Below are 23,641 nucleotides of genomic sequence, written 5' to 3'. Positions count from 1 at the left end.
TTAGGTTACCCTAAGTCACGGGTCCCCGATTGCCATCGGCCGTCAGGTCACGGTTGGGACACCGCCGTCACGATCGACGCCCGGGCCGCGTGCCGCGCCGGCAGCACCGCCGCCGTCATCGCCGCGACCGTGGCGACCGTCGCGAACAGCGCCAACTGACCCCACGGCACGGTCGGTGACCCGTGACCGTACGCGTTGATCAGGCCCAGCGCCGCCGCCCAGCCGACCGCCCCGCCGAACACCGCCCCCGACCCGGCCCCCACCGCGCCCATCAGCCCCGCCTCTGCCAGCAGCATGCCCCGCAGTTGGCGGCGGGACAGGCCCAGGGCGCGCAGGGTCGCCGACTCCGCCGTGCGCTCCAGCACCGACAGCGCCAGGGTGTTGCCGATCCCGAACACCGCGATCAGCACCGACATGCCCAGCAGCGCGGCGAAGATGCCCAGCAACTGGTCCAACGATCCGGCGAGCGCTTCGGCCTGGTCGGCCTCCCCGGTGACCTGGAGCAGCGGGTACGCCCTGACCACCTCGTCGAGGACCTGCCGCGCCTCGACCGGCGTGCCGGTGGCCGTCACAAGCACCAGGTGCGCGTCACCGGCGCCGTAGGTCCGGTCGAACTGGTCCCAGGACACCAGCACCCCGCCGTCGACCGGGGCGTCGTCGTACAGCGCGACGACGGTCAGGGTGCCCAGCGGGCCCAGGGCGACCTGGTCGCCGAGGCGCCGGCCGGGGTCGCGGTGCAGGGCCACGGTGCCCGGGCCCAGCGCCCCGAGGTCGCCGGCGGTCACCTCGGGGCGGATCGGGCCGCGCAACCCCTCCGGGGCCACCGACCACACCGTCCGGCCACCGCCCAGCGCCGCCGTGCGCACCGGGGCGACGACGTCGAACTCCGGGTGTGTGCGCAGGGCCGTCATCACCTCCCGGGGCACCACGGCCCGGACCCTGGTCCGCTCCGACACCGCGCCGACCGGGGCCGCCGGGGCCACCCGGAAGTCCACCCGGAAGTTCTCCCGCAGCTCCACCCCGGACTGGGTCCTGGCCGTGGCCAGCAGCACGCTGAACAGCGACATCAGGGTCACGCCGATCATCAGCGCCGTCGTGGTCGCCGCCGTGCGGCGCGGGTTGCGCCGGGCGTTGACGGCCGCCAGCCGCACCGGGGCGCCCAGCAGCCGGCCGGGGACCCAGCCGACCAGGGCGACGAGCCGACCGACGACGAGCGGGGCCGCGGCGGCGAACCCGAGGAAGACCAGCATCGCGCCGCCGAGGACCAGGGGCAGCCCGCCGAAGCCGCCCGCCGTCCCCACCGCCCCGCACCCGGCCCCGACCGCGGCCAGGGTGCCGGCGACCCCGAGCCGGACCGCCCGGGGCCGGCCGCGCGCCTCCAGGGCGGCCGCGTGCCGCAGGGCCGTCAGGGGTGGCACCCGGCTCGCCCCGAACGCCGGCACCACGGCCCCGGCCAGGGCCAGCAGCGTGCCGAACCCGACGGCCACGGCCACGGTCGGCCCGCCCACGACCAGCGCGTGGGCCGGGATCCGCGCGCCGACGAACTCCCGGGACACCAGCAGTCCCCAGCCGACCAGCAGGCTCAGGGCCAGCCCGCCGAGCGACGCCACGACGCCCAGCCCGGCCGCCTCGGTGAGCACCGCGCCGAACACCTGCAGCCGGGACGCGCCCACGCACCGCAGCAGCGCCAGTTCCCGGCCGCGCTGGGCCGCCAGCATCGCGAACGTGTTGTAGATGACGAACCCCGACACGGTCAGCGCGACCAGCCCGAAGGCGATCAGCACCCGGAGGAACCCGTCCACGTACTTCCCGGCCCGCCAGGCCAGCTCGGCGCGCACCTGCGCGGCGGGGAGCACCCGGGCGTCGGGCACCGCCGCGCGCACCCGCTCCGGATCGGTCCCCGGGGCCACCGAGACCGCGATCTCCGTGTACCGCGACGTGCCGGTCAGCGCCGTCAGGTCTCCCGTGGTCAGTGCAGCCACGGCCGAGCCGTTGAACTGGCGGTTCACCCCGAGGTCGAGGACCCCGACGAGGGTGAGGTCGTGCGGGGCGCCCTGGCGGTCCAGTACCCGCAGAGGGGTGTTGATCCCGAACTTCTGGTCTTCGACCGTCTTACGGTCCAGCGCCACCTCGCCCGGGGCGGCCGGCAGTCTGCCCCGGGCCACGTCGAACCTGCTCAGGGCCGGCGCGCCCGGCAACGACAGGCCGTAGCCGACGTGCCCGTCGCGGGTCAGCAGCCGGCCGCCGGCGTCCAGCACGCCGAGCGCCCCGACGACCCGCGGATCGACCGCCCGGACCCCCGGCACGGCGCGCACCCGCTCCGTGACCGAAGGGTCGAGCAGCCCGGTCGTGGGCCGGATGACCAGGTCGACGTTGCGGGCCGAGCGGGCCAGGTCGTCGTAGAACGCCGCGCGGGCGGTGTCGCCGTAGACCAGCGAGCCGGCCAGGAAACTGACGCCGACCATGATCGCGCAGGCGGTGAGCAGCAGCCGCGCGGTGTGCGCGCGCAGGCCGGCGAGTGCGACGCGCAGCATCGCCCCAGTGTGCCCGGGGTTCCGCGGAACCGCACCACGGTGAGCTGTCGGATCCCCGGGTGTGGCGTGGCCCACTCGACCGGAACAAAGCGGGCGTCGGGGGAGTTGCCGGAAGATGTGATCGACGTACCCCTGGCTGTTCTCGACCTCGCCCCCGTCGCCGCCGGCACCACCGTCGGCGACGCCCTGCGCGCCACCACCGAGCTCGCCCGCCGCACCGAGGCTCTCGGCTACCAGCGCTTCTGGGTCGCCGAGCACCACAACATGCCGGCCATCGCCAGCTCCTCCCCGGCGGTGCTCCTCGCGCACCTCGCCGCGCACACCACCACCATCCGGATCGGCTCCGGCGGCGTCATGCTGCCCAACCACGCGCCGCTCGTCGTCGCCGAACAGTTCGGCACCCTCGAGGCCCTGCACCCGGGCCGGGTCGACCTCGGCATCGGCCGCGCCCCCGGCACCGACCAGGGCACGGCCCTCGCCCTGCGCCGGACCGTCGAGGGCCTGTCGGCGGAGGCGTTCCCGGAGGAACTCGCCTCCCTGATCGGGTACTTCACCGGCGAGGAGCGCATCGTCGCCACCCCCGGCCGCGGGGACATGCCGGCGATCTGGCTGCTCGGCTCCAGCGGCTTCAGCGCGCGGCTCGCCGGCATGCTCGGCCTGCCGTTCTCGTTCGCGCACCACTTCAGCGCGCGCAACACCGAGCCGGCCATGGAGCTGTACCGCAGACACTTCCAGCCCTCGCGGTGGCTGGAGCGGCCGTACGCGATGGTGGCCGTCAGCGCGATCTGCGCCGACACCGACGAGCGCGCCGAGTGGCTGGCCGGGCCCGCGTCCCTGGCGTTCCTCAAGCTGCGCCAGGGCCGGCCCGAGCCGCTGGTGTCCCCGGAGGAGGCTGCGGCGTACCCGTACACGACCGAGGAGCGGCAGTTCGTCGCCGACCGGCGGGTCGGACAGGGGCTGGGCTCGCCGGAGACCGTCGAGCGGCAGCTCACCGACCTGGTCGCCCGGACGGGGGCCGACGAGCTGATGCTGACGACCATGGTCTACGACCTGGAGGACCGGGCCCGGTCGTTCGAGCTGATCGCCGAAAAGGCCGCCCGGTAGGGTCGGTGACCGTGAGCGCCACTCTGATCGCCCAGGACCTGTCCGCCGGCCACGGCGACCGCCTGCTGTTCTCCGGCCTGGAACTCGTCGTCGCCCCCGGTGACGTCGTGGGCCTCGTCGGCGTGAACGGCGCAGGCAAGTCCACCCTGCTCCGCCTCCTCGCCGGCCTGGACACCCCGGAGGGCGGCACGATCCGGCTCAGCCCGGCCAGCGCGCTCGTCGGCCACCTGCCGCAGGAGCCGGAGCGCCGCGAGGGCGAGAGCGTCCGGGCGTTCCTGGCCCGGCGGACCGGCGTCTCGGCGGCCCAGGAGGCGATGGACACCGCGGCCGAGGCGCTGGGCGACGGCGCCCCGGGCGCGGACGACGAGTACGCCGACGCCCTGGAGCGCTGGCTCGCCCTCGGCGGTGCCGACCTCGACGAGCGCGCCGACGAGGTGGCCGCCGACCTGGGGCTGGCCGTCGACCTCGACCAGGCGATGACCAGCCTGTCCGGCGGGCAGGCAGCCCGGGCGGGGCTGGCGTCGCTGCTGCTCAGCCGGTACGACGTCTTCCTCCTCGACGAGCCCACCAACGACCTGGACCTCGACGGCCTCGACCGCCTCGAACGCTTCGTCACCGGCCTGCGGGCCGGCACCGTCCTCGTCAGCCACGACCGCGAGTTCCTCTCCCGCACCGTGACCCGGGTCCTCGAACTCGACCTGGCCCAGCAGGAGATCCGCCAGTACGGCGGTGGCTACGCCGCGTACCTCGAGGAGCGCGAGGTGGCCCGCCGGCACGCCCGCGAGGAGTTCGAGGAGTACGCCGACAAGCTCGAAGGTCTGCAGGGCCGGGCCCAGATGCAGCGCAACTGGATGGACCAGGGCGTCCGCAACGCCCGCCGCAAGTCCAACGACAACGACAAGATCGGCCGGAAGCTGCGCGCCGAGTCCTCCGAGAAGCAGGCCGCCAAGGCCCGCCAGACCCAACGCGCCATCGAACGCCTCGACGTCGTCGAGGAGCCCCGCAAGGAATGGGAACTGCGGATGGAGATCGCCGCCGCCCCCCGCTCGGGCGCGGTCGTGGCCACCCTGCGCGGCGCGGTCGCGCACCGGGGCGACTTCACCCTCGGCCCGGTGGACCTGCAGATCGACTGGGCCGACCGGGTCGCGATCACCGGCGCGAACGGCTCCGGCAAGTCCACCCTCCTCGCGGCCCTCCTCGGCCGCCTGTCCCTCGACGCCGGCTCGGCCGCGCTCGGCCCCGGCGTCGTGGTCGGCGAGGTCGACCAGGCGCGCGGGCTGTTCCTCGGCGACGAGCCACTGATCGACGCCTTCGGGGCCGTGGTGCCGGACCTGGCGCCGGCGGACATCCGTACCCTCCTGGCGAAGTTCGGCCTGAAGGCCGCGCACGTCACCCGCCCGGCGGCGACCCTCTCGCCAGGGGAACGCACCCGCGCCGCCCTGGCCCTGCTCCAGGCCTCGGGGGTCAACCTCCTCGTCCTCGACGAGCCGACGAACCACCTGGACCTGCCGGCGATCGAGCAGCTGGAGTCGGCGCTGGCGAACTACCCGGGGACGTTGCTGCTGGTCACGCACGACCGGCGGATGCTGGAGGCCGTCGAGGTCAACCGCCGCATCCAGGTCGAGTCCGGCAAGGTCACAACCCTCTAAAGACCATCATTTATTACGGTGGGGCCCGACCCGGTCTCCACCGGCCGCCCGCCGTCCCAGCCCTGGCCAGGGCACCCCACTGGAGCCGGTCGGACGGCTACGGAATCGCGGCCGTGCTGCCGGTGACCACACATCGGGGCGTGGACTGGTCGACCGTGACGAGCTGGCCGAGGCAGGTGTGCTCAACCGTTGGGTACAGCCCGTTGAGGTCCGCGCCGCGCCTGCTGAACGGAAGGCGGACGACCTCGCCCCGGTAGTAGGCACCGTTGTGGGTGACCTCGGTGACGTGGCCGTCGGGAAACTGGAACAGGAACCGGGCCGAGGGGACCCCGCCCGCGATGGTGAGGCCGCTGTCGTCGCCGGTGCCGAAGTACTCGCGGGACTGCCGGGGGCTGATCATTCGGCGCATGAGGCCCGTCGCGGAGGTGACCGCGGCTGGCCGGGTCGTCTCGGTCATGGTGGTGAGTGGTTCACCGGTCCGGTATGTGCAGACGATCAGGCGCACCGCTCCCCACTCGACGAGCTTGTCGGTCCCGTCCTCGTCATGGCCGTCCCGACGGTCGGGGTGCGCGACGGGGCATGCCGGACGGGTCAGCGTGGCCACGTCGAACGACCCGGCCGGGGGCGGGGTGTCGGCCTGTTCGGCGGGGTAGGACACGTGCGGGGCATGTGAACGCCACGGTCGGGCTCCGCTGGCCACGGCGATCGCGCCGGCGACGAGAACGAGTGCGCCAGCGGCGGCGACGATCCAGCGGAGCCGAACCATGGTGTGCCTCCTTGCGGGTGGGTCGTTACGGGGCGGTGACGACGCCGGACAGGCCGAGGTCGTTGGCGGCGGTGTAGAAGTCTTGGAACACCAGCGTGGATCCGCCGCTGTCGCCATTACCGCCGGAGATGGTTCCGATGACACGGACGCGGTTGCCGTCGAGCCAGAAGATCGGTCCGCCTGAGTCGCCACTGATCGCCGCCGCTCCACCGTCGGTCTTGTTGGCGACGATCAGATCGGTGATCCAGTAGTTTCCGTCACCGTCGGAGTCAGGGTGATCCTGCGGAACGTAGAGGCTCGCTGAGAACTGGTTGGTGAGCTGAATCGAGCAGTGCACGCCGGACTGGGCGCCAGAGTCACACACCCATTGCCCGGGGCGGGCGTAGTCCCAACCGGAGACGGACTTGCCCCAGTCGGAGTAGGCGCCACCGTCGTAGACGCGTCCGCCGTAGTTGCCGCCGTCGAGCGACAGGAGGATCACGTCGTGCGGCCAGTTCTCGGGGCCGGGCGTCCACCCCATGTAGTCACCCAGGCCGTCGAACACGCTGTCGGGAGCGGTGGCGCAGTGCCCGGCGGTCAGCATGTAGGGGGACCCGTTGCGCCACACGGCGAATCCGGTGGTGCACGTGTACTGCCCTTTGACGTTGTGAACCATCATCCGGCTACCGCCCCACCAGGGCGAGTTGTCGTACTGCCGGTTTCTGGTGGGCACGATGCCCCGGGGCGCTTCCCAGACCACGGGCACGCCGCCGAGGGCCGCAGAGGTCAGCGCGTGGGCGGCCGGGTCGGCGCTCCGGATAGTGAGTCCCTTGCCCTCTCCGCTCCACAGGACCTGGGTCGGGCTCGAGGTCGTGGGTTTGAGGTGCTGGTACACGGTGAGCGCGGCGGCCTTCTGTTCCCGCCTGGACCACGCGGCGGGCAGCACGTCGACCTTGGAGCGTGTGCGGGCGACGGTCACGGCAGTGGCGACGGCCGGCGGCAGGTCGCCTTTCCAGTACAGGGCGAGCCCGCCTCTGGGCCCGTAGGCGAGAGAGGTGAACCCGGTGGCGTCGCCGGAGTCGATCGCGGCTTGCAGCGTGTCGGCGACCGGGGCGTCGGCGCGCTGAGCGAGCATTGCGGCATAGGTGCTTGCCGTCATGCCATAGGGGACCGGCTCGGCGGCGGAGGCATGCTGGTTGGAGATCAGCAGCGCTGGAACCACGACAGTGAGTGTCGCGGCCACCCAGCGCAGTGCGACGGTTCTCCTGGGGGTTGGCAAAACTATCCTTTCCTGATCAAGTAGGGAAAGAACGCCCGTCGTCACGGTATCGACGGGACGAGTCCGCTAACAACCTGGTTGCCGGGTACGGTCTCCAGCTCCCAGGCCGGCGGGTCTCCGATCGAGTACATCGCCTCGGTCAGCACCGCCCACAACGCCCAACCTTCGGTCTCGCTCATGAGCAGGTAACGCCTCTCAAGGTCCACCATGAAGACGTGGTGCTGCTGGGCGAGGCTGCGTTGCACGACCACCACGGTGGGCCGCTCGCCCCAGGCTGGCGGGGCGGCGAGCCTCCAGTTCGCGGGTTCAGCCATGTACACAGGAGACCCGCTCACGGGACCGTTCACGGGCTGAGCGCTCATCTCGGCTACCTCCTGTGATCGACGTGAGGGACCTGGGACGGGCGGGGTCGGTCAGATCAGTAGGGAAGGGACTGACCAGCTCGTTGCCCAGCACCCGCCCCGGGCCATACGTCCACTCAACCGGAGACGGGTTTTGATCAACATTGCGGGAATGGCGCAGTAAAGGCGCATCCACGTTGCGTTACATGCCTTGGCCTGTATTAATGGGTGATGTCGACCGGAAGGAAGTCGGTCATGAGCGGTGGAAGGCGTCGGCTGGCCGGGCGACGCAAGGCGGTTGGCCTGAGTCAAGAGGCGTTGGCCGAGGCGGTCGCCGTGGATCGATCAACCGTCGTGCGCTGGGAGCGTGGCGTGACGAGTCCTCAGCCGTGGGTGAGGCTCCGCCTGGCAGAGGTGTTGCGGGTATCGCTGGAGCAGCTCAGCGAGCTGCTGGAGGTGTCATCTCGACCTGTGGCTTCCGTATCATGGAGGTCTGGTGCCGCAGCGCCCACCAGCCGGGGGGAGGGCACGTCGCCAGGCCAGGAGACCCCGGAGACTGACGACATGGACCGCCGCGAACTGCTCCGACTGTTGAGCATGGCCGGCACGCTGGTCGCAGTGTCCGGAATTGACGACCTGGACTGGGAGCGGCTCAACCACTTCGCGGAGGGCCCGCACCGACTCGACCCCGCTGTCCTTGATGAGTACGCCACGCTCAACAGTCACCTGTGGCGCGTGTTCGTCTTGTCCACGTCGAAGCAGCACACCTACCCGCTCGTCCGCGAACAGCTCGGTGTCCTCGTCGGCGCCCTCCAACGCTCGCACAGCGAGGCGGTACACCGCGGTCTTTGCGCGCTCGTGGCCGACCTCTTCCAGCTCGCGGGCGAGATCATGTTCGACGGCAACCGCTACACCGATGCGGCCCACTGCTACAGCCTGGCTGCTACGGCGAGTAGAGAAGGCGGTGTGTTCGATCTGTGGGTGTGCGCGCTGACCCGCCACGCGTTCATCGGCGTGTACGAGGAGCAGTTCGCCAAGGCCGGACCGATGCTCGAACTCGCTGCTGGCCTGGCGAGGCTGGGCGACCAGGCTCTCTCGACGCGCCATTGGGTGAGCGTCGTGCGGGCGCAGACCTTTGCGGGTCTGGGTGACCTGAAGGCATGCCAGCGAGCTCTGGACGACGCCGAACAGGTCCATCAGCTCACCGGACACGTCCACACGGGCGGTTGGCTTCGCTTCGACGGATCTCGCCTGCCAGAAGAGCGTGGAACCTGTTACGTGGCGCTCCGGCGTCCCGACCTGGCGGAGCGGTCGCTGACCGAAGCTCTCGGCATGGACCTGTCGGCACGGCGGCGCGCCAGCGTGCTCACCGACCTGGCAACGCTGGGTCTCCAGCGCGGCGACGTCGACCAGGTTGTCGGTCACGCCAGAGCCGCCATCGACCTCGCGCAGCAGACCAGCTCGGGCGTGATCGGCCGCAAGCTTCGAGGACTCCAGACGCAACTCACGCCGCTGCTTGCCAGCCGCCATTTCCGTCAGCTTGACCACGAGCTCACCACTGTTACAGGAACATCCGCCTGACGAGTACGAGGAGCATGACGTTGCCGGTCGAACGAGGACGAGTCTTCCGCGAAGCGTGGATCGCCGGTGTGAGGAAGTACTATCCCGGCGAGCCCAAGTCGGGCTATGTCACGCCGTGGGAGGAAACCCCGGAGTGGGAGCGCGAGAGCGCATCGGCCGTCTACGACCAGGTGAGCGCCTTCATCGAGGCGACGGACGGGAAGGCGGCCAAGCTCACCCGGGACCAGAAGAGTCGATTCGTGGCACTGTGCTGGATCGGGCACATCTTCAAACACTTCCCGGACCCGAAGCCCGCCTACGTCGCCGATTGGGACGAGCTGCCGACGTGGCAGCAGGAGACGGACGCGGATATCTTCGAGCGCATCGAGCGGGAGACGCGACAGTAGGCGGAATCGTGTGGCACCGTGCCGGGCATGGCACGCGCACTGGTCCTCGTCAACGGCCTCCCCGGCGCCGGCAAGTCCACCCTCGCACCGGCGCTGGCCGTCGAACTCGACGCCCTCGCGCTGTCCAAGGACCAGATCAAGGAGGCCCTGGCGGACGCCGTGGACCCCGCGCTGGCCGGGGCCCTGGGCGGGGTCGCGATGGCCGCTGTCTGGTCCCTGGCGGCGAGCCATTCGGGCACAGTCGTCGTCGACTCCTGGTGGTTCCGGCCCCGCGACCTCGACCACGCCCGCGAGGGCATCGCCCGCACCGGGGCCCGCGCGGCCGTCGAGGTGTGGTGCGAGGCCCCGGTCGAGGTGGTCCGTGCCCGGGTCGCCGGGCGCGCGCGGCATCCGGTGCACGGCGACGGCCACCGCCTCGCCACGGACTGGCCCCGCTGGGCGGCCGAGGCCGCTCCTCTCGCGCTGACGCCGGTAGTCCGGGTGGACACCGGGGGACCGGTGGAGGTGGCCGCCCTGGGCCGCACGGTGCGGGAACTGCTGGCCACGGCGTCATTCCAGGCACGCTGACGCCACGTCCCCTCGGTAGCCCCGGCCGCCGGGGGCATGAAGCTACAACCGCGCCGCCAGGTCCGCCAGGAGGTGTTCGGGGTCCAACGGGTCCGCACGGTAGGCGATGTACTTGTCCGGCCGGATCACGAACCCGCCCGACCCGCTCACCCCGTAGGCCACCCGCGCGGCGGTCTCGTCCGCCCCGACCACCCGGGCCACCACCCGCCCCCGATAGGTCTCCTCGATCCGGGCCGCCAGCCCCGTCCACTCTCCGAACAACAACACCGTGTGATGGGTACCGCGCAACACGTCGTACACCCGCCCAGTCCCCAACGAGGCCTCCCGGGCCCGGTCACCCGGCGCCGGCCCGTCCCGCCATCCGCCGTCGCGCGCGTTCAGCGGACTGTCCGGGTAGGAGATCCGTAGCTGCGCGAAGGTGCCGATCAGCCACCGGCGCACCGACTCCCGGCCGAGCACCCGCCTGGCGAGCACCGGCCCGACGTGGCCGCGCGCGAACCGGGCCACCGCGCCCTGCCCGGAGATGACGGAGAACATCCGGTCGGTGGTGCGCAGCAGCCGCTGGCCGACCGGGTGCCGCTCGGCGTGGTAACTGTCCAGCAGCGAATCCGAAGCGGGCCCACGGCACGCGCGGGCCAGCTTCCACGCCAGGTTGTACGCGTCCTGGATACCGGTGTTCATGCCCTGGGCTCCGGCGGGGCTGTGCACGTGCGCCGCGTCCCCGACCAGGAAGACCCGCCCGTCGCGGTACCGGGGCACGCCGCGCCGGTGCAGCCGGTACCTGCTGACCCAGTATTCCTCGACCACCCGCGCCGGCAACGGCAGCCGCTCGTCCAGCATGGTCTGGAACTCCTCGTGGGTGGGCTCCGAGTAGTCGGGGGAGCCGTGCGCGCCGACGTTGCCGAAGATCCGGAACCGGCCCGCGCCGGGCATCGCGAACGCGGCGAGGAAGCCGGAGCGGGACGGGAACACGTACAGGTCGCCGTCGGGCAGTTCCCAGTCGAGCCGCGCGTCGGCCATGATGAACTCCTCCGCGTACGTCGCCCCCTCGAACGGCATGCCGATCGCGGTCCGCACCGCGCTGCGGGCCCCGTCGCAGCCGACGACCCAGTCGAACCGGACGGCGCGGCCGTCGAGGAGCGCCGTGACGCCGTCGGGGTCCTGGGTCAGCCCGGTCAATGTCACGCCGCGCTCGACGCCGACCCCCAGCGAGGCCAGGTGGTCGGTGAGCACCCGCTCGGTCTCGTGCTGCGACAGGCTGAACAGCCACGGGTACTCCGTGTGCGTCTCCGGCTCCGTCAGCAGCCCCGACACGTCGATCCGGGCGCGGCGCTCCCGGTCGAAGACGAGGTTGACGCTGTCCGCCCGGGTGCCGGCGGCCAGCGCGGCGTCGACGACGCCGAGGTCGTCGAAGAGTTCGAGGGTGCGGGGCTGCACGACGAGGGCCCGGGACGTGGTGGCGGGGGCGGTCGCGCGGTCGACGATCCGGACGGCGGCGCCGTGCCGGGCGAGCTCGGCGGCCATGGTCAGCCCGGTGGGCCCGGCCCCGACGACAAGAATCTCACCCATACCGTCCTCCACGCCCCTTGTGTCGTTTTACTGTAGCTTTCCCGGGGTGCCCGGAAAGGCATCAGCAGGGGTCCACTCCGGAGGCCCGGGAGGCCCCGGGGCGTGCGGACGCGGGGGCAGCGGCTCAGGCCGGGACCACCGTCGGCGCGTGGTGGACCGGGAAGTTCACCGAGTTCGCGATGAAGCACTTCTCGTGTGCCGCAGCGTGCAGCGCCACCGCCGCCTCCACCATCCCGGGCTCGGCGACCGTCACCCGGGGCCGCAGCAGCACCGCCGTGAAGTGTCCGCCGCCGTCGGCCGTCTCGGCCATCGTGCCGACCGCGTCGTCGGCGTAGGACGTCACGACGACGCCGGCCGCGGCGCACACGTGCAGGTACCACAGCAGGTGGCACTGCGACAGCGACGCGACGAGCAGCTGTTCCGGGTTCCACCGGGCCGGGTCGCCCCGGAACGTCGGGTCGGAGCTGCCCGGGATCGTCGGCCGGCCGGGCGCGTCGACGTCGTGCGCCCGGTCGTAGGCCCGGTAGCCGCTGGTGCCGGTGCCCCGGTCGCCGGTCCAGGTGACGGTGACGTCGTATGTGTGGGTGGCGGTCATGACTGCTCCTCCGGGTCGTGGGTGCCGGCCGTGTGGGTGTCGAGCACGTGCGCGTGCGCCGCAGCCCAGGCGTCCGCCGCCCTGCCCTCGGTGATGGCGGCGAGCAGCGTGTCGTGCTGGTGGGCGACATGCGCCGGCCGGGCGGGGGAGGCCAGCGAGTCGCGGGTGGAGACGACGATCTGGTCCCAGAGCCGGTCGAGGATCCCCGTGGCCACCGGGTTGCCGGCCAGGGCGGCGATCCGCTGGTGGAAGCGTCGGTTGTGCGCGACGCCGCGCGCCAGATGTCCGGCCCGGGCGGCGGCGTCGGTGGCTCCGTGCGCCGCCCGGGTCGCCTCGTCGGCCGCGTCCGCCTCCCGGCGCAGGGCCGCGAGGGCCGCCGGCGCGATCTCCCCGGCGGCCTGCCGCCGCGCGGCCAGGTCGGCGGTCATCGCCTCCAGCGCGGCCCGCACCTGGTACGCGTCCCGCAGCGCCCCCGCCCCCAGCGCCACCACCGCGACCCCCCGCCCGTCCGGCGCGACCAGCCCGTCGCTGACCAGTGCGCGGAACGCCTCGCGGACCGGGGTCCTGCTCATCGCGAGGGTCGCGGAGACCTCCATCTCGGTGAGGCGCTGCCCTGGGGCGTAGTCGCCGGCGAGGATGAGTTCGCGGAGTCTGCGGTGCGCGGCGTCGGCCTGCATGGCCCCATCCTAGCGATTGTATGCAATGCATGCAATGGAAGATCCCGCGGTTACCGGCGAGTCCGTCAAGCCCCCGTCCGGCGCGGATATGTATATGCAAAGTGGACAAAGTTCATGGGAAATTCCTGAGTGTCCACCGCACAGTCGTTTCTGCGTCACCTACTGCGAGGTGACGCAGGTCTTGTTGTTTGGTAGACAGTGCCGGTGACTATTTCCTATGGCCGCATTCTGGCCGGCGTGGCGGCCACCGCCGTCGTCGCCACGGCCCTGACCGCCGACCCGGCCCTCGCCGCGTCGCCGGACGTCGTGATCAGCCAGGTGTACGGCGGCGGCGGCAACTCCGGCGCCACGTACACGAACGACTACATCGAGCTGACCAACCGGGGCACCGCCGCGGTGAGCGTGGACGGCTGGAGCGTGCAGTACGCCTCGGCCGCCGGCACGACCTGGGCGCGCACCCTGCTCACCGGCAGCATCGCCCCGGGCGCGAGCTTCCTGGTCGCCGAGGCCCAGGGCGCCGGCGGCACCACCCCGCTGCCCAATCCGAACGTGACCGGCACCATCGCGTTGAGCGCCACGGCCGGCAAGGTCGCCCTCGTCACGAACGGCACGGCGCTGACGTGCGGCGCGGTCTGCCACGCGGCTGTCGGCGTGCGCGACTTCGTCGGGTACGGCACCGCGAACGACTTCGAGGGCTCGGCCGCCACGCCGGCCCTGTCCAGCACGACCGCCGCGCTCCGCCAGGGCGTGGACACCGACAACAACGGCGTGGACTTCGTCGCCGGCGCGCCCACCCCGGGCAGCGGCGGCATCCCGCCCGTGCCGCCGCCCACGGCCGCGCGCGTGCACGAGATCCAGGGCCGGGGCCACCGGTCGCCGCTGGTCGGCAAGTCCGTCATCACCTCCGGCGTCGTGACGGCCGTGGCGAAGAACGGGTTCTGGATCCAGGACACCGCCCCGGACGCGGACCCGGCCACCAGCGAGGGCGTCTTCGTCTTCACCGGCGGCGTGCCCACGGTCGTCGTGGGCGACTGTGTGGACATCACCGGCAAGGTGTCGGAGTTCCGGCCCGGCAACGTAGCCACGAACCTGAGCACCACCGAGCTGACCAGCCCGAAGATCACGGTCACGGCGCAGGGCGTGGCCCTGCCCGAGCCGGTGCTGATCGGCCGGGGCGGCATCCTCGCGCCCACCCCGGTCCGCGCGGACCTGCCGGGCGACGTCGAGGCCTCGGCCACGTTCGACCCGACCACCAACGCGCTGGACTTCTACGAGGCCCTCGAGGGCATGCGGCTGCGGCTGGTCAGCCCGAAGGCCGTCGGTCCGACGACGTCCAACGGCGAGATCGCGGTCGAGGCCGTCGGCGCCGACGACCCGCGTACCGAGCGCAACGGCGTGCGGTACGACTCGTACGCTGTCTCGAACACCGACCGGGTCATCCTCGACGACCTGCTCGCCCCGATGCCGGCCGTGAACGTGTGCGACACGCTCAAGGGCAACATCGACGGCGTCCTGGACTACTCGTTCGGCAACTACAAGCTGCTGGCGACCGCCACCCCCGAGGTGCTGGCCGGTACCCTGCAGCGCGAGGTGACCCGCGCGGCCACCTCCGACGAGCTGGCGATCGCCACGTACAACGTGGAGAACCTGGCCCCGTCGGACCCGCAGGCGAAGTACGACCGCCTGGCGCACGGCATCGTCGACAACCTCGCCGGCCCGGACATCCTGGCCATCGAGGAGATCCAGGACAACTCCGGCTCGGCCAACGACGGCACGGTGTCGGCGACCGTCACCTGGCAGAAGCTGATCGACGCGATCGTCGCGGCCGGCGGCGCGCACTACAGCTACCGGTCGATCGACCCGGTGAACGACTCCGACGGCGGCCAGCCGGGCGGCAACATCCGCACCGGCTTCCTGTTCCGCACCGACAAGGGCCTGTCCTTCGTGGACCGGCCGGGCGGCGACGCGACCACCCCGGTCGGCGTGACCGCCGGTGCCACGGGCGGGGCGGCGCTGACCCTGTCCCCGGGCCGGATCGACCCGGCGAACGCCGTGTGGGAGGACTCCCGCAAGCCCCTGGCCGGCGAGTTCGCCTACCGGGGCCGGACGTACTTCGTGGTGGCCAATCACTTCAACTCCAAGGGTGGCGACGACCCGATGATGGGCCGGTTCCAGCCGCCGACCCGCTCCTCGGAGACCAAGCGGCACGGCCAGGCCACGGCCGTGCGGTCGTTCGTCGACAGCGTGCGCGCGCTCGACGCCAAGGCGAACGTCGTCGTCCTCGGTGACCTCAACGACTTCCAGTTCTCCGACACGGCGAACATCCTGGTCGGCGACGGGTTCCTCGTGGACCTGCCGCAGAAGGTCACCGCGCGGCAGAGCTACACCTACGTCTACGACGGCAACTCGCAGGTGCTCGACCACATCCTGCTGTCCAAGCCGCTGTACCTGGCCGGCGAGGACTACGACATCGTGCACATCAACAGCGAGTTCGCGGACCAGGCGTCCGACCACGACCCGCAGGTGATCCGGCTGGCGACCCCGCAGCCGTAGTACCCGAAGAAAGGGGGCCGCACCGACAACGGTGCGGCCCCTTTCCTATTCCTCGATCGCTCCGCCCACGGCCCGCAGGTGCTCGCGGAACGTCCATGTCGGCTCCTCGCGCCGCCGGGCGAGATAGACGTCGAACCGGACCTGCGCGCGCAGCGACTCTCCGGCCCGGATCCGCTCCGCCTGCCGGCGCTCGGTGTCCCGGATCCCCTCGGCGAGGGTGAACAGCTCCCCGGCCCGGTCCGCCGGCACGAACAGCACCCCGTCGGCGTCGCCGAGCACCAGGTCGGCCCGCCCCACGGTCCAGTCGCCGACCATGGCGGCCTCCAGGGCGTCCTTGGGCCGCTCGTCGAGCCGGAGCGGGCCGGTGGACAGCGTGCCGGCGCTGAACAGCGGCAGCCCGATCACCCGCAGGTCGGCCGTGTCGCGGTGCAGGCCCCAGATCACGATCCCGGCCAGCCCGGCGGCCTGCGCCTCCAGGGCCACCAGGTCGCCGACGCAGCTCTCGTCGACCCGGCCGCCGTTGTCGACGACGAGCACGTCGCCGGGCGCGGCGTCCTCGAAGGCCTCCAGGAACAGGTCGACGCTGCCGACGTGCCGGGCGGGGGCGACCCGGCCGGCGACCCGGGTGCCGGGGGTCATGGCCCGCACCCCGGTGGGGGCGCACCGCACCGGGACGCCGGCGCGCAGGCACGCGTCCGCGATGTGGGCCGTGGTCAGGGTGGCGAACCGTCGCCGGAGTTCCTCGTGGTCCATGGAGATTCCTCTCACGCCGCGTCGGGTGCGGAAACACCGCCGGCGGCGGGTCCCACCCACAACCCTTTCATGGTTACGGTGGGACCCGACCCGGCGCGCGTCAGTGCTCGTAGACCTCGAACTCGTACAGAGAGTAGCCGTAGCCGGTGCCGCGGCGGACGCCCTGCATCCGGACGTAGCGCGCCGTGACAGGGGCGAACGCGTCGTTCTCCAGGCCGCCCGCCCCGGCGGTCACCGCGAGCGCGTCGCGCCAGGTGGCGCCGTCCGTGGACACCTGGAGCCGGTAGCTCGCCGCGTACGCCGACTCCCAGCGCAGGACCGCGCGGCTCACCGTGCGGGCGGACCCCAGGTCCACCGTGATCGACTGGTTGTCCGACCAGTCGCTGGCCCACCGGCTGCCGGGGTCGCCGTCGACGGCGTACCCGGGCGGGCAGTACGGGTCGAACCAGCCGTGCTGATAGCTCGTCGCCGACACCGGCCGGCCGGCGGCCAGGTTGGCCACCGAGTCGCCGCGGTGCGCCGCGAACTGCACCACCTGCTGGTACGTCGGCCGGTTCTGCCAGCTGACCATCGGGTCGGTGACGCCGCCGAGCGGGTTCTGCACGATCGCGTCCGCGCACCACTGGTCGCCGGCGGAACAGTGCGCGTCCGTCGGGTACACCTGTGCGGTGCTCTGGGACAGCGCCCCGCCCAGCGCGCCCAGCAGTGCCGCCCGGCAGCCGGCCAGGTCACCGCACCAGGTGCGGGTCAGACCGCCGGAGACCGGGTCGCCGAGGACGGCGCGCAGATCCTTGTCGACATAGGACCACCAGCCGTGCTGGAACGCCGAACCCCGGTGCCCGACCGCGGCGTCCGCCCCGCCCGAACCGGCGTAGGGCCCGTTCTGGCCGCCGGACGGCGACTCGTTGAGCTGCAACGCGCCGGCCAGTGCCCCGAACAGCCCGTCGCCCATGCCGGGCTTGAACTCGGCCTGCACGAGCAGCGGCCACCACGCGTCGAACACGGCGATCGCGTGCGCGTCCTTGTACACGTGGCTGCCGGGGGCGGTCTCGACCCGCTTGCCGCCGTGCTGCTGCCAGGCCTTCAGCTCGGTGACGGCCGCGTTGAGCGCGGGGTCGGTGACCGGCTGGCTGGTCAGCACCCGCAGCAGCTTCGGCAGCACGTCCTCGGCGCGCAGGTCGGTCACGGCGGCATCCGCCATCGCCGACGTCAGCGACGCCCGGCTGACCTTCGTACCACTGGTGACCAGGGCCTTCACCCGGTCGTCGAGCAGGTTGGCCCGGTGCACGCTGGCCTCGCCGAACCCGGCCGAGCAGTACTGCCTGGCCTGCTTGTTGTTCCAGGACACGTAGTAGTCCTGGTCGATCGAGTTCGGGTGCTCGCCGAACGGGGTGTAGCCGGTCCACTCGTTGGCCGCCGTCGCCGCGATCGGCAGGCTCGGGTCGACGTTCGCCGGCCGGGCCGGGTTCGCGCCCGAGTTGTAGTAGGCGGTGTGCTGGGCGTCGGCGTAGAACCAGTTGAACGTGTAGCCGATCTGGGACGCGGCCTGCTGGAAGTCCGCCGCCGATGTGATCGCCGCCGGGTCGTTGAACAGCTGGAACCCGATGATCGAGTCCACCTCGTGCATGTAGGTCGACCGCAGGCTGGCGAACGCCACCGGCCGGCCGGCGACCGTGCCCCGGTGGGTGACCAGGCCGTACCTCGTCCGGTAGACCACCAGCTTGTAGGAGCCGGCCGGCGTGCCGTCCGCGGTCGTCGGGCTCCAGGAGTCGAACCGCTCCAGGCGGTCCATCGCGGTGCACGTGCCGTGGTAGTCGTAGGCCACGGAGTCCTTCGTCGGGGCCGAGCCGTCCAGGTTGCACAGCGTCGCCGCGTACGTGTCGGTGATGTCCTGGCCAGCCGACGTCGCGCTCCACGAGTAGTCGACGCCCCGGCCGAGCTGCACGTAGAAGCTGGAGCCGGCGAACGCCACGCCGCGCGCGTCGATCCCGGGGCCGTGCAGCTCCTCCAGCATCAGCAGCTGCGGGGCGAAGTAGCCGGTCTGCGGGCCGAACACGGCCACCGGGTGCCCGGAGTCGGTGTGCGCGCCGGACACGACGAGCGCGTTGGACATGCCGTGCTTCGCCGACAGCAGGTCGCCCGGCAGCACGCCGGCCGCGGCGGTGGTCGCCGTGTTCGCCGAGCCGGTCGGGTCGTAGATCAGCTGGGCCGGGGTGACGCTGCCCGGGTCGGGGAGCGCGACGCCCTGCGGGTTCGCCGGGCTGCCGGCGTACGGGAACGTCTGCCCGTCGTGCAGGGTCAGCACCGCCTCCGGGTCGTTCTGCTCCCGGAACGCGTTCCACACCCGGTCGCCCTCGACCTGGCCGTACCTCTGGTCCGCCGCGAGCTTGACCAGCGCGGACTGCACCTCGCCACCCCCACCGGCCCCGAACAGGGCGCCCACCACCGAAGCGAGGGCCACCAGGTCGGTGAGCTGGAAGTGGTCGATGCTCCCGGCGTTGGTGACCGCGTCCACGTGCCCGGTCAGCACGTACTCGCCGGGGAAGTACCGCCCGCCGTAGGACTGGTCGATGTAGAGGTTGATCCCGGCGACGTAGTCGGTGGCGTCCCGCAGCGCCTGCTGGCCCCGGGCCCCGCCGCGCGCGACGGCCGCGTCGAGCTGCGCCCGGAGCTCGGCCTCCGTGTACGGCGCGGCCTGCCAGAACGTCTGCTCCAGCTGCCGGTTGGCCGCGGCCCCGCCGGCGAAGCCGCTCAGCGCGCCCCGGCCGACGTGCCGGAACAGGTCCATCAGCCACAGCCGGTCCTGGGCGGCCACGTAGCCGGCGCCGAACTCGGTGCCGGAGCGGGTGGTGCCGTAGACGTGCGGGACGCCGGTCGCCTTGTCCCGGACGATCGTGACGTCCGAGCGCGGCGACACCGTGCTCTCCACCTGGTCGGCCGGCACCCCGAAGGAGGCGTCGTTGAAGAACTGGCCGAGCGCGGCGTTGCTCAGCCCGGTGTAGGAGTTGACCAGCGCCGCGTACTTCCCGAGCTGGTCGTCGGTGTGCTTCGGCCGGGTGCCGAACGCCCGGTTGGCCAGGATGTCGGCGAGGGTGGCGTTGCCGTTCTCACCGGGCGGCAGGATGTCCCCGCACTGGCCGAGGCAGTAGTCGTTGGCGGCGAAGGTCGAGGCGGTGGGCGTGGCGGCGGCGGGGGAGGGCACCGCCAGCGCGGCGACCAGGGCCAGGGCCACGAGCGCCGCGCGGGGAGGGGTACGCATGCCGGCTCCTTTGTGAAGTGACTGTGGTCACCGTACCGTCGGAGCCAAGATCGTGAAATAGCTTCATGTAATGATGGCCTTCGTTTCCCCGCCCTCGTCGCCTCCAGGGGGAATGCCCGAAAAGCTATGCATCGTCCGGTTCGGCCGCCCGCTGGGCCGGATGCTCCACCAGGGCCAGGATCCTGCTGGCCATGAACCGGGCCGTCCGCACCGTCGTGCCGCCCCTGGTCACCTCGGACACCTCGACCACGCCGCGGCCCACCGAGACCTCGACCCGCCGGCCCGCCCGGGTCGCGACGACCTCATAGGTCCGCGATCCACTACCGGCATCGATGACTACCTCTACCCGGTCGCCCTTCACCACTCCAGTATGCTCGCGCCGGTCGCCGGACGGTTCCTGGCGAATGCGCAGCTCAGACAAGCCCCTGCCGGTACGCGTACGCCACCGCCTGCGCCCGGTCGCGCACCTCGGCCTTCGCGAAGATGTGGTTGATGTGCGTCTTCACCGTGGCCTCGGAGATGAACAGCCGGCCGGCGATGTCCGTGTTGGACAACCCCTGCGCGACGAGCCGCAGCACCTCCACCTCCCGCTCGGTGAGGTCGTGTGCCGGGGCGCGGAGGTTCTCGCCCGGGATCAGCTCCAACAACTTGCGCTGCACGTCCGGGTCGAGGTCGGCCTGCCCGTCGGCCACCCGGCGCAGCGCCCGGGTGATCTCCTCGACCCCGGCGTCCTTGGTCAGGTAGCCGCGCGCCCCGGCCCGCAGCGCGGCCAGGATGTCGGCGTCGTCGGCGTACGTGGTCAGCACCACGACCTGGGTCCCCGGATACTCCGCCCGCACCCGCCGGGTGGCCTGCACCCCGTCGCACCGGGGCATCCGCAGGTCCATCAGCACGACGTCGGGGGCGTGCTCGGCGACCGCTGCCACGGCTTCGAGGCCGTCGGCGGCCGTCGCGACCACCGTCACGCCCTCGACCAGCCCGAGGAGCAGTTCGAGGCCGTCGCGGATGACGCGCTGGTCGTCGGCGATGACGACCCTCAGTTCGGTACCCGCAGCCACACCCGGTATCCCTTTCCGTCCGCGCGCGGTCCGGCCTCCAGGGCGCCGCCGAGCAGTTCCGCGCGCTCCCGCATGCCGGCCAGGCCGTAGCCGCCGCCGGTCTCGCCCAGCTCGGGGTGCGGCGCCGCCGTCCCGTCGTCGAGGATCTCCACCTCGACCGCGTCCCCACGATAGGTCAACGTGACCGTGGTACGGGCCCCGGGCGCGTGTTTGCGGGCGTTGGTCAGCGCCTCGCGGCTGGCCCGTTCGAGGGCCAGGGCGGCCTCGGGCGCCAGCGGGGTCTCCGGTCCGTCCACCAGGAACACCGCGTCGGACTGGCCGGCGAGGGCCCGCAGCAGGTCCGGCAGCGGCCGCGCGTCGCCGCGCAGTGACTCCAGGGCGCGGCGGGTCTCGTCGAGGCCGTCGCGGGCGAGCCGCTGGGCCTGCTCGACCCGGCGCAGCACCTCGGCCGGGTCCGAGCCCCGGTTCAGCAGCATCCGCGCGCCCTCCAGCTGGACGACCTGCGCGGTCAGGGTGTGCGCGAGGATGTCGTGGATCTCGCGGGCGAGCCGCTGGCGTTCGGCGAGGGCCTCGGCGCGCCGGTTGGCGGCCTGGGCGTCGCGTTCGGAGGCGAGCAGCTGCTGGGCCGCGGCGACCTTCTGCCGGGCGTCGCGCATCAGCAGGCCGATCATCGCCGAGCCGGCCATCCCGGTGGACAGGCCGAACGCCGGCCACGGGCCCGCGTACCACCAGGTGATCGTGGCCAGGGGCAGGGCGGCCAGTACACAGAAGATCGGGGCCTTCGGCCAGCTCAGCCGGGCCAGGGCCCAGGGCAGCACCGCCATGGTCGCCGCGAATCCCGGCGCCTCGCGGTCCACGAGCAGCAGCAGGTCGCCGGCGGCCACGCTGACCGCCAGGCCGGCGATCGCGTGCCACTCCCGGTCGGGGTCGGCCATCCCGGCCACGTCCCGCCAGGCCATCTTGGACATGGCGACGCCGCCCCGGAACCGGGCGTAGAGCAGTCCGCCCGGCACCAGCACCGACAGCACCAGGACGACCGGCCACCGAGGCGCCGGCCAGGTGATCGTGACGCAGAACAGCGGGAACGCGAGCAGACCGAGGCCGCGCAGGATCGTCGACAGCCCCGGTCGCCGCGTCACCGCGTCGGTCGTCACGCCGCGATCCGGTCGTGGTCGGGGAGCACCGGCAACGGCCGCCCGCCGAGCATGCCGGCCCTGCGGGCGATCACCAGGCCCTGCACCCCGAACGTCACACCGGCGAACAACATGGCCTCCCCGAAGCCCTCCGTGGCCCCGAGCGCGCCGGCGGCCACCATGATCGTGATCCGGAGCGCGAAGGACGCGATCCACCAGACCACGGTACGGCGGTCACCCCGGGTGATCACGCCCGACGCGGTCCGCCACACGGTCATCGTGCGGGCCCGGATCACGCCGGTGGCCGCGGCGACCAGGAGTCCGACGGCCAGCATGCCGATCGCGGCCGGGGTGGACAGCCGCTGCCACATGCCGTGGTCGGCGAACAGTCCGGCGGCGAGCATGGCCGCGGGGAGGAGCGCGGCCCGGCGGACCTTGAAGGGGCCCTCCTTCACCTGCCTGCGGATGACGAAGGTGATCAGAGCCAGGATGAGCAGGCCGTATACGGTCCAGAACGCGATGGTCGTCATGGGTATGACGCTACGAATCCGGGCACTGTCCCCGCATCGACGCGGGGGTGGAACCGTCGTCTCCACCCCCGGGTGTAGGCCGGCGCGGCCGTCGCGAGATCGCGGGCGGGGAGTCGCGGTGGGTACCCTGGCGGCGTGCAGACCGTCCCCGTAGTCCTCGACGCGGCGTTCGTCCGCGATCCGTACCCGATCTACGAGCGGCTCCGCGCGACCGGCCCGGTGCACCGGGCGGTCCTGCCCGACGGCCGCGGGGTCTGGCTCGTCGTCGGCCACCACGAGGTGCGCGCGGCCCTCGCCGACCCGCGGCTGACCGTCGACAAGCGGCACGCGAACCCCGGCGGTTGGCAGGGCCTGCAGCTCCCGCCAGCCCTGGACGCCAACCTGCTCAACCTCGACGGCCCCGACCACGCCCGGCTGCGCCGCCTCGTCACCGGCGCGTTCACCCCGCGCCGGGTGGCCGGTCTGCGCCCCGGCATCGAGGCCACGGCCGCGGCCCTGCTCGACGCGATGGTCGGGCGCGGCACGGCCGACCTGGTCGCCGACTACGCCGTGCCGCTGCCCGTCGCCGTCATCGGCGACCTGCTGGGCGTCGCCCCCGGCGACCGGGCCGACTTCAAGGGCTGGACGGACACGATGCTCGCCGCCGAGGCCGGCGAGCGGGTGGACGCCCGCTCGGCGCTGGGCGAGTTGCTGGCGTTCCTGACCCTGCTGATCGCCACGAAACGCGCGCACCCGGCCGACGACCTGCTCTCGGACCTGGTCGCCGCCCGCGACGGCGACGGCGGCCGGCTCAGCGGGGACGAGCTGCTGTCGATGGCGTTCCTGCTGCTGTTCGCCGGGCACGAGACGTCGGTGCAGCTGATCGGCTCCGGGGCGCTCGCCCTGATCCGGGAGCCCGCGCTGCGCGGCGCGCCCGGCCTGGTGGAGGAGCTCCTCCGGCACGACGGGCCGGTCGGCCTGGCGGTGCGCCGGTTCCCCACGGAGGACCTGACGGTCGGTGACACCACGATCCCGGCCGGCGACCCGGTGCTGCTGGCCCTGGGCGCCGCCCACCGCGACCCGGCCCGCTACCGGACCCCGGACGCCCTCGACCCCGCCCGCCCGGACCAGGGACACCTGGGGTTCGGGCACGGCGTGCACTACTGCCTGGGCGCGCCGCTGGCCCGGCTGGAGGCCGAGGTGGCCCTCGGGGCGCTGTTCGCCCGCTTCCCCGAGGTGGCCCTGACCGTGCCGGCCGGCGACCTGCGCCGCCGCCCGACGATCCGGGTCCGCGGCCTGGTGGCCCTCCCGGTCCGCCTCAACCCCTGAAAACCCTTTTTCCGGGTACG

The 23,641-nt window shown here is 72.6% G+C and carries 20 protein-coding genes; 7 read left to right on the top strand and 13 right to left on the bottom strand.

Annotated elements, in window-relative coordinates; genetic code table 11:
- Positions 1 to 47 precede the first annotated feature (47 nt).
- Entirely contained in the window at positions 48 to 2,534 is a 2,487-nt protein-coding gene (locus IW245_RS17065) for an ABC transporter permease (RefSeq protein WP_197004163.1), read from the bottom strand.
- A 117-nt stretch (positions 2,535 to 2,651) separates the two neighbouring features.
- On the opposite strand from IW245_RS17065, the gene IW245_RS17060 reads away from it, so the two are divergent.
- On the top strand, positions 2,652 to 3,638 hold the full coding sequence (locus tag IW245_RS17060) for an LLM class flavin-dependent oxidoreductase (protein WP_197004162.1): 987 nt from the start codon (positions 2,652 to 2,654) through the stop codon (positions 3,636 to 3,638).
- A gap of 11 nt (positions 3,639 to 3,649) precedes the next feature.
- Positions 3,650 to 5,287, top strand: coding sequence for an ABC-F family ATP-binding cassette domain-containing protein (locus IW245_RS17055; RefSeq protein ID WP_197004161.1), 1,638 nt, complete (start codon positions 3,650 to 3,652; stop codon positions 5,285 to 5,287).
- Positions 5,288 to 5,384: 97 nt separating this feature from the next.
- On the opposite strand, the gene IW245_RS17050 is transcribed toward IW245_RS17055, so the two are convergent.
- The 3 genes from IW245_RS17050 to IW245_RS17040 are packed head-to-tail and all read right to left on the bottom strand — an operon-like array spanning position 5,385 to position 7,625.
- Entirely contained in the window at positions 5,385 to 6,053 is a 669-nt protein-coding gene (locus tag IW245_RS17050) for a hypothetical protein (protein ID WP_197004160.1), read from the bottom strand.
- Between the two features lie 25 nt (positions 6,054 to 6,078).
- On the bottom strand, positions 6,079 to 7,356 hold the full coding sequence (locus tag IW245_RS41680; RefSeq protein ID WP_197004159.1) for a trypsin-like serine protease: 1,278 nt from the start codon (positions 7,354 to 7,356) through the stop codon (positions 6,079 to 6,081).
- The gene (locus tag IW245_RS17040; RefSeq protein ID WP_197004158.1) at positions 7,353 to 7,625 is read right to left on the bottom strand and encodes a hypothetical protein; all 273 of its coding nucleotides are present in this window, start codon (positions 7,623 to 7,625) and stop codon (positions 7,353 to 7,355) included. Before IW245_RS17040 ends, IW245_RS41680 begins: the two co-directional genes overlap by 4 nt.
- Before the next feature lie 258 nt (positions 7,626 to 7,883).
- Here IW245_RS17040 and IW245_RS17035 point away from each other — a divergent pair, with 258 nt between their 5' ends.
- The 3 genes from IW245_RS17035 to IW245_RS17025 are packed head-to-tail and all read left to right on the top strand — an operon-like array spanning position 7,884 to position 10,186.
- On the top strand, positions 7,884 to 9,233 hold the full coding sequence (locus IW245_RS17035) for a helix-turn-helix transcriptional regulator (RefSeq protein ID WP_504739609.1): 1,350 nt from the start codon (positions 7,884 to 7,886) through the stop codon (positions 9,231 to 9,233).
- Between the two features lie 14 nt (positions 9,234 to 9,247).
- Positions 9,248 to 9,619, top strand: coding sequence for a hypothetical protein (locus IW245_RS17030; RefSeq protein ID WP_197004156.1), 372 nt, complete (start codon positions 9,248 to 9,250; stop codon positions 9,617 to 9,619).
- A 27-nt stretch (positions 9,620 to 9,646) separates the two neighbouring features.
- Positions 9,647 to 10,186 (top strand): P-loop nucleotide/nucleoside kinase family protein, encoded by a 540-nt coding sequence (locus IW245_RS17025; protein WP_197004155.1) that lies wholly within the window; start codon positions 9,647 to 9,649, stop codon positions 10,184 to 10,186.
- A 42-nt stretch (positions 10,187 to 10,228) separates the two neighbouring features.
- Here IW245_RS17025 and IW245_RS17020 read toward each other — a convergent pair whose 3' ends face one another.
- The 3 genes from IW245_RS17020 to IW245_RS17010 form a co-directional block, all read right to left on the bottom strand.
- Positions 10,229 to 11,755 (bottom strand): FAD-dependent monooxygenase, encoded by a 1,527-nt coding sequence (locus IW245_RS17020; protein WP_197004154.1) that lies wholly within the window; start codon positions 11,753 to 11,755, stop codon positions 10,229 to 10,231.
- Positions 11,756 to 11,879: 124 nt separating this feature from the next.
- Positions 11,880 to 12,350, bottom strand: coding sequence for an OsmC family protein (locus IW245_RS17015; RefSeq protein WP_197004153.1), 471 nt, complete (start codon positions 12,348 to 12,350; stop codon positions 11,880 to 11,882).
- Positions 12,347 to 13,027, bottom strand: a complete 681-nt coding sequence (locus IW245_RS17010; protein ID WP_197004152.1) for a GntR family transcriptional regulator — start codon at positions 13,025 to 13,027, stop codon at positions 12,347 to 12,349. The genes IW245_RS17015 and IW245_RS17010 overlap by 4 nt, the downstream gene beginning before the upstream one ends.
- A 204-nt stretch (positions 13,028 to 13,231) precedes the next feature.
- Here IW245_RS17010 and IW245_RS17005 point away from each other — a divergent pair, with 204 nt between their 5' ends.
- Positions 13,232 to 15,580: a DUF8508 domain-containing protein gene (locus tag IW245_RS17005; RefSeq protein ID WP_197004151.1), complete on the top strand. Its 2,349-nt coding sequence runs from the start codon at positions 13,232 to 13,234 to the stop codon at positions 15,578 to 15,580.
- Positions 15,581 to 15,625: 45 nt separating this feature from the next.
- On the opposite strand, the gene IW245_RS17000 is transcribed toward IW245_RS17005, so the two are convergent.
- From IW245_RS17000 to IW245_RS16975, 6 genes are all read right to left on the bottom strand, one after another.
- Positions 15,626 to 16,333, bottom strand: coding sequence for an RraA family protein (locus IW245_RS17000; protein WP_197004150.1), 708 nt, complete (start codon positions 16,331 to 16,333; stop codon positions 15,626 to 15,628).
- Positions 16,334 to 16,433: 100 nt separating this feature from the next.
- Entirely contained in the window at positions 16,434 to 19,592 is a 3,159-nt protein-coding gene (locus tag IW245_RS16995) for a penicillin acylase family protein (protein WP_197004149.1), read from the bottom strand.
- A 124-nt stretch (positions 19,593 to 19,716) separates the two neighbouring features.
- Positions 19,717 to 19,953, bottom strand: a complete 237-nt coding sequence (locus tag IW245_RS16990; protein ID WP_197004148.1) for a DUF8836 family protein — start codon at positions 19,951 to 19,953, stop codon at positions 19,717 to 19,719.
- Between the two features lie 52 nt (positions 19,954 to 20,005).
- Positions 20,006 to 20,650 (bottom strand): response regulator, encoded by a 645-nt coding sequence (locus tag IW245_RS16985; RefSeq protein WP_233473094.1) that lies wholly within the window; start codon positions 20,648 to 20,650, stop codon positions 20,006 to 20,008.
- The gene (locus tag IW245_RS42245) at positions 20,629 to 21,804 is read right to left on the bottom strand and encodes a sensor histidine kinase (protein ID WP_197004147.1); all 1,176 of its coding nucleotides are present in this window, start codon (positions 21,802 to 21,804) and stop codon (positions 20,629 to 20,631) included. Before IW245_RS42245 ends, IW245_RS16985 begins: the two co-directional genes overlap by 22 nt.
- On the bottom strand, positions 21,801 to 22,313 hold the full coding sequence (locus tag IW245_RS16975; protein ID WP_197004146.1) for a hypothetical protein: 513 nt from the start codon (positions 22,311 to 22,313) through the stop codon (positions 21,801 to 21,803). The genes IW245_RS42245 and IW245_RS16975 overlap by 4 nt, the downstream gene beginning before the upstream one ends.
- 135 nt (positions 22,314 to 22,448) lie before the next feature.
- On the opposite strand from IW245_RS16975, the gene IW245_RS42240 reads away from it, so the two are divergent.
- Positions 22,449 to 23,621 carry a cytochrome P450 family protein gene (locus tag IW245_RS42240; protein ID WP_197004145.1) on the top strand — a complete coding sequence of 391 codons (1,173 nt, stop codon included), beginning with the start codon at positions 22,449 to 22,451 and terminating at the stop codon, positions 23,619 to 23,621.
- Positions 23,622 to 23,641: the final 20 nt, after the last annotated feature.

This window comes from Longispora fulva (genome assembly GCF_015751905.1).
In the GTDB taxonomy this organism is placed as follows: domain Bacteria; phylum Actinomycetota; class Actinomycetes; order Mycobacteriales; family Micromonosporaceae; genus Longispora; species Longispora fulva.
This window is presented reverse-complemented; position numbering and strand designations above follow the sequence as displayed.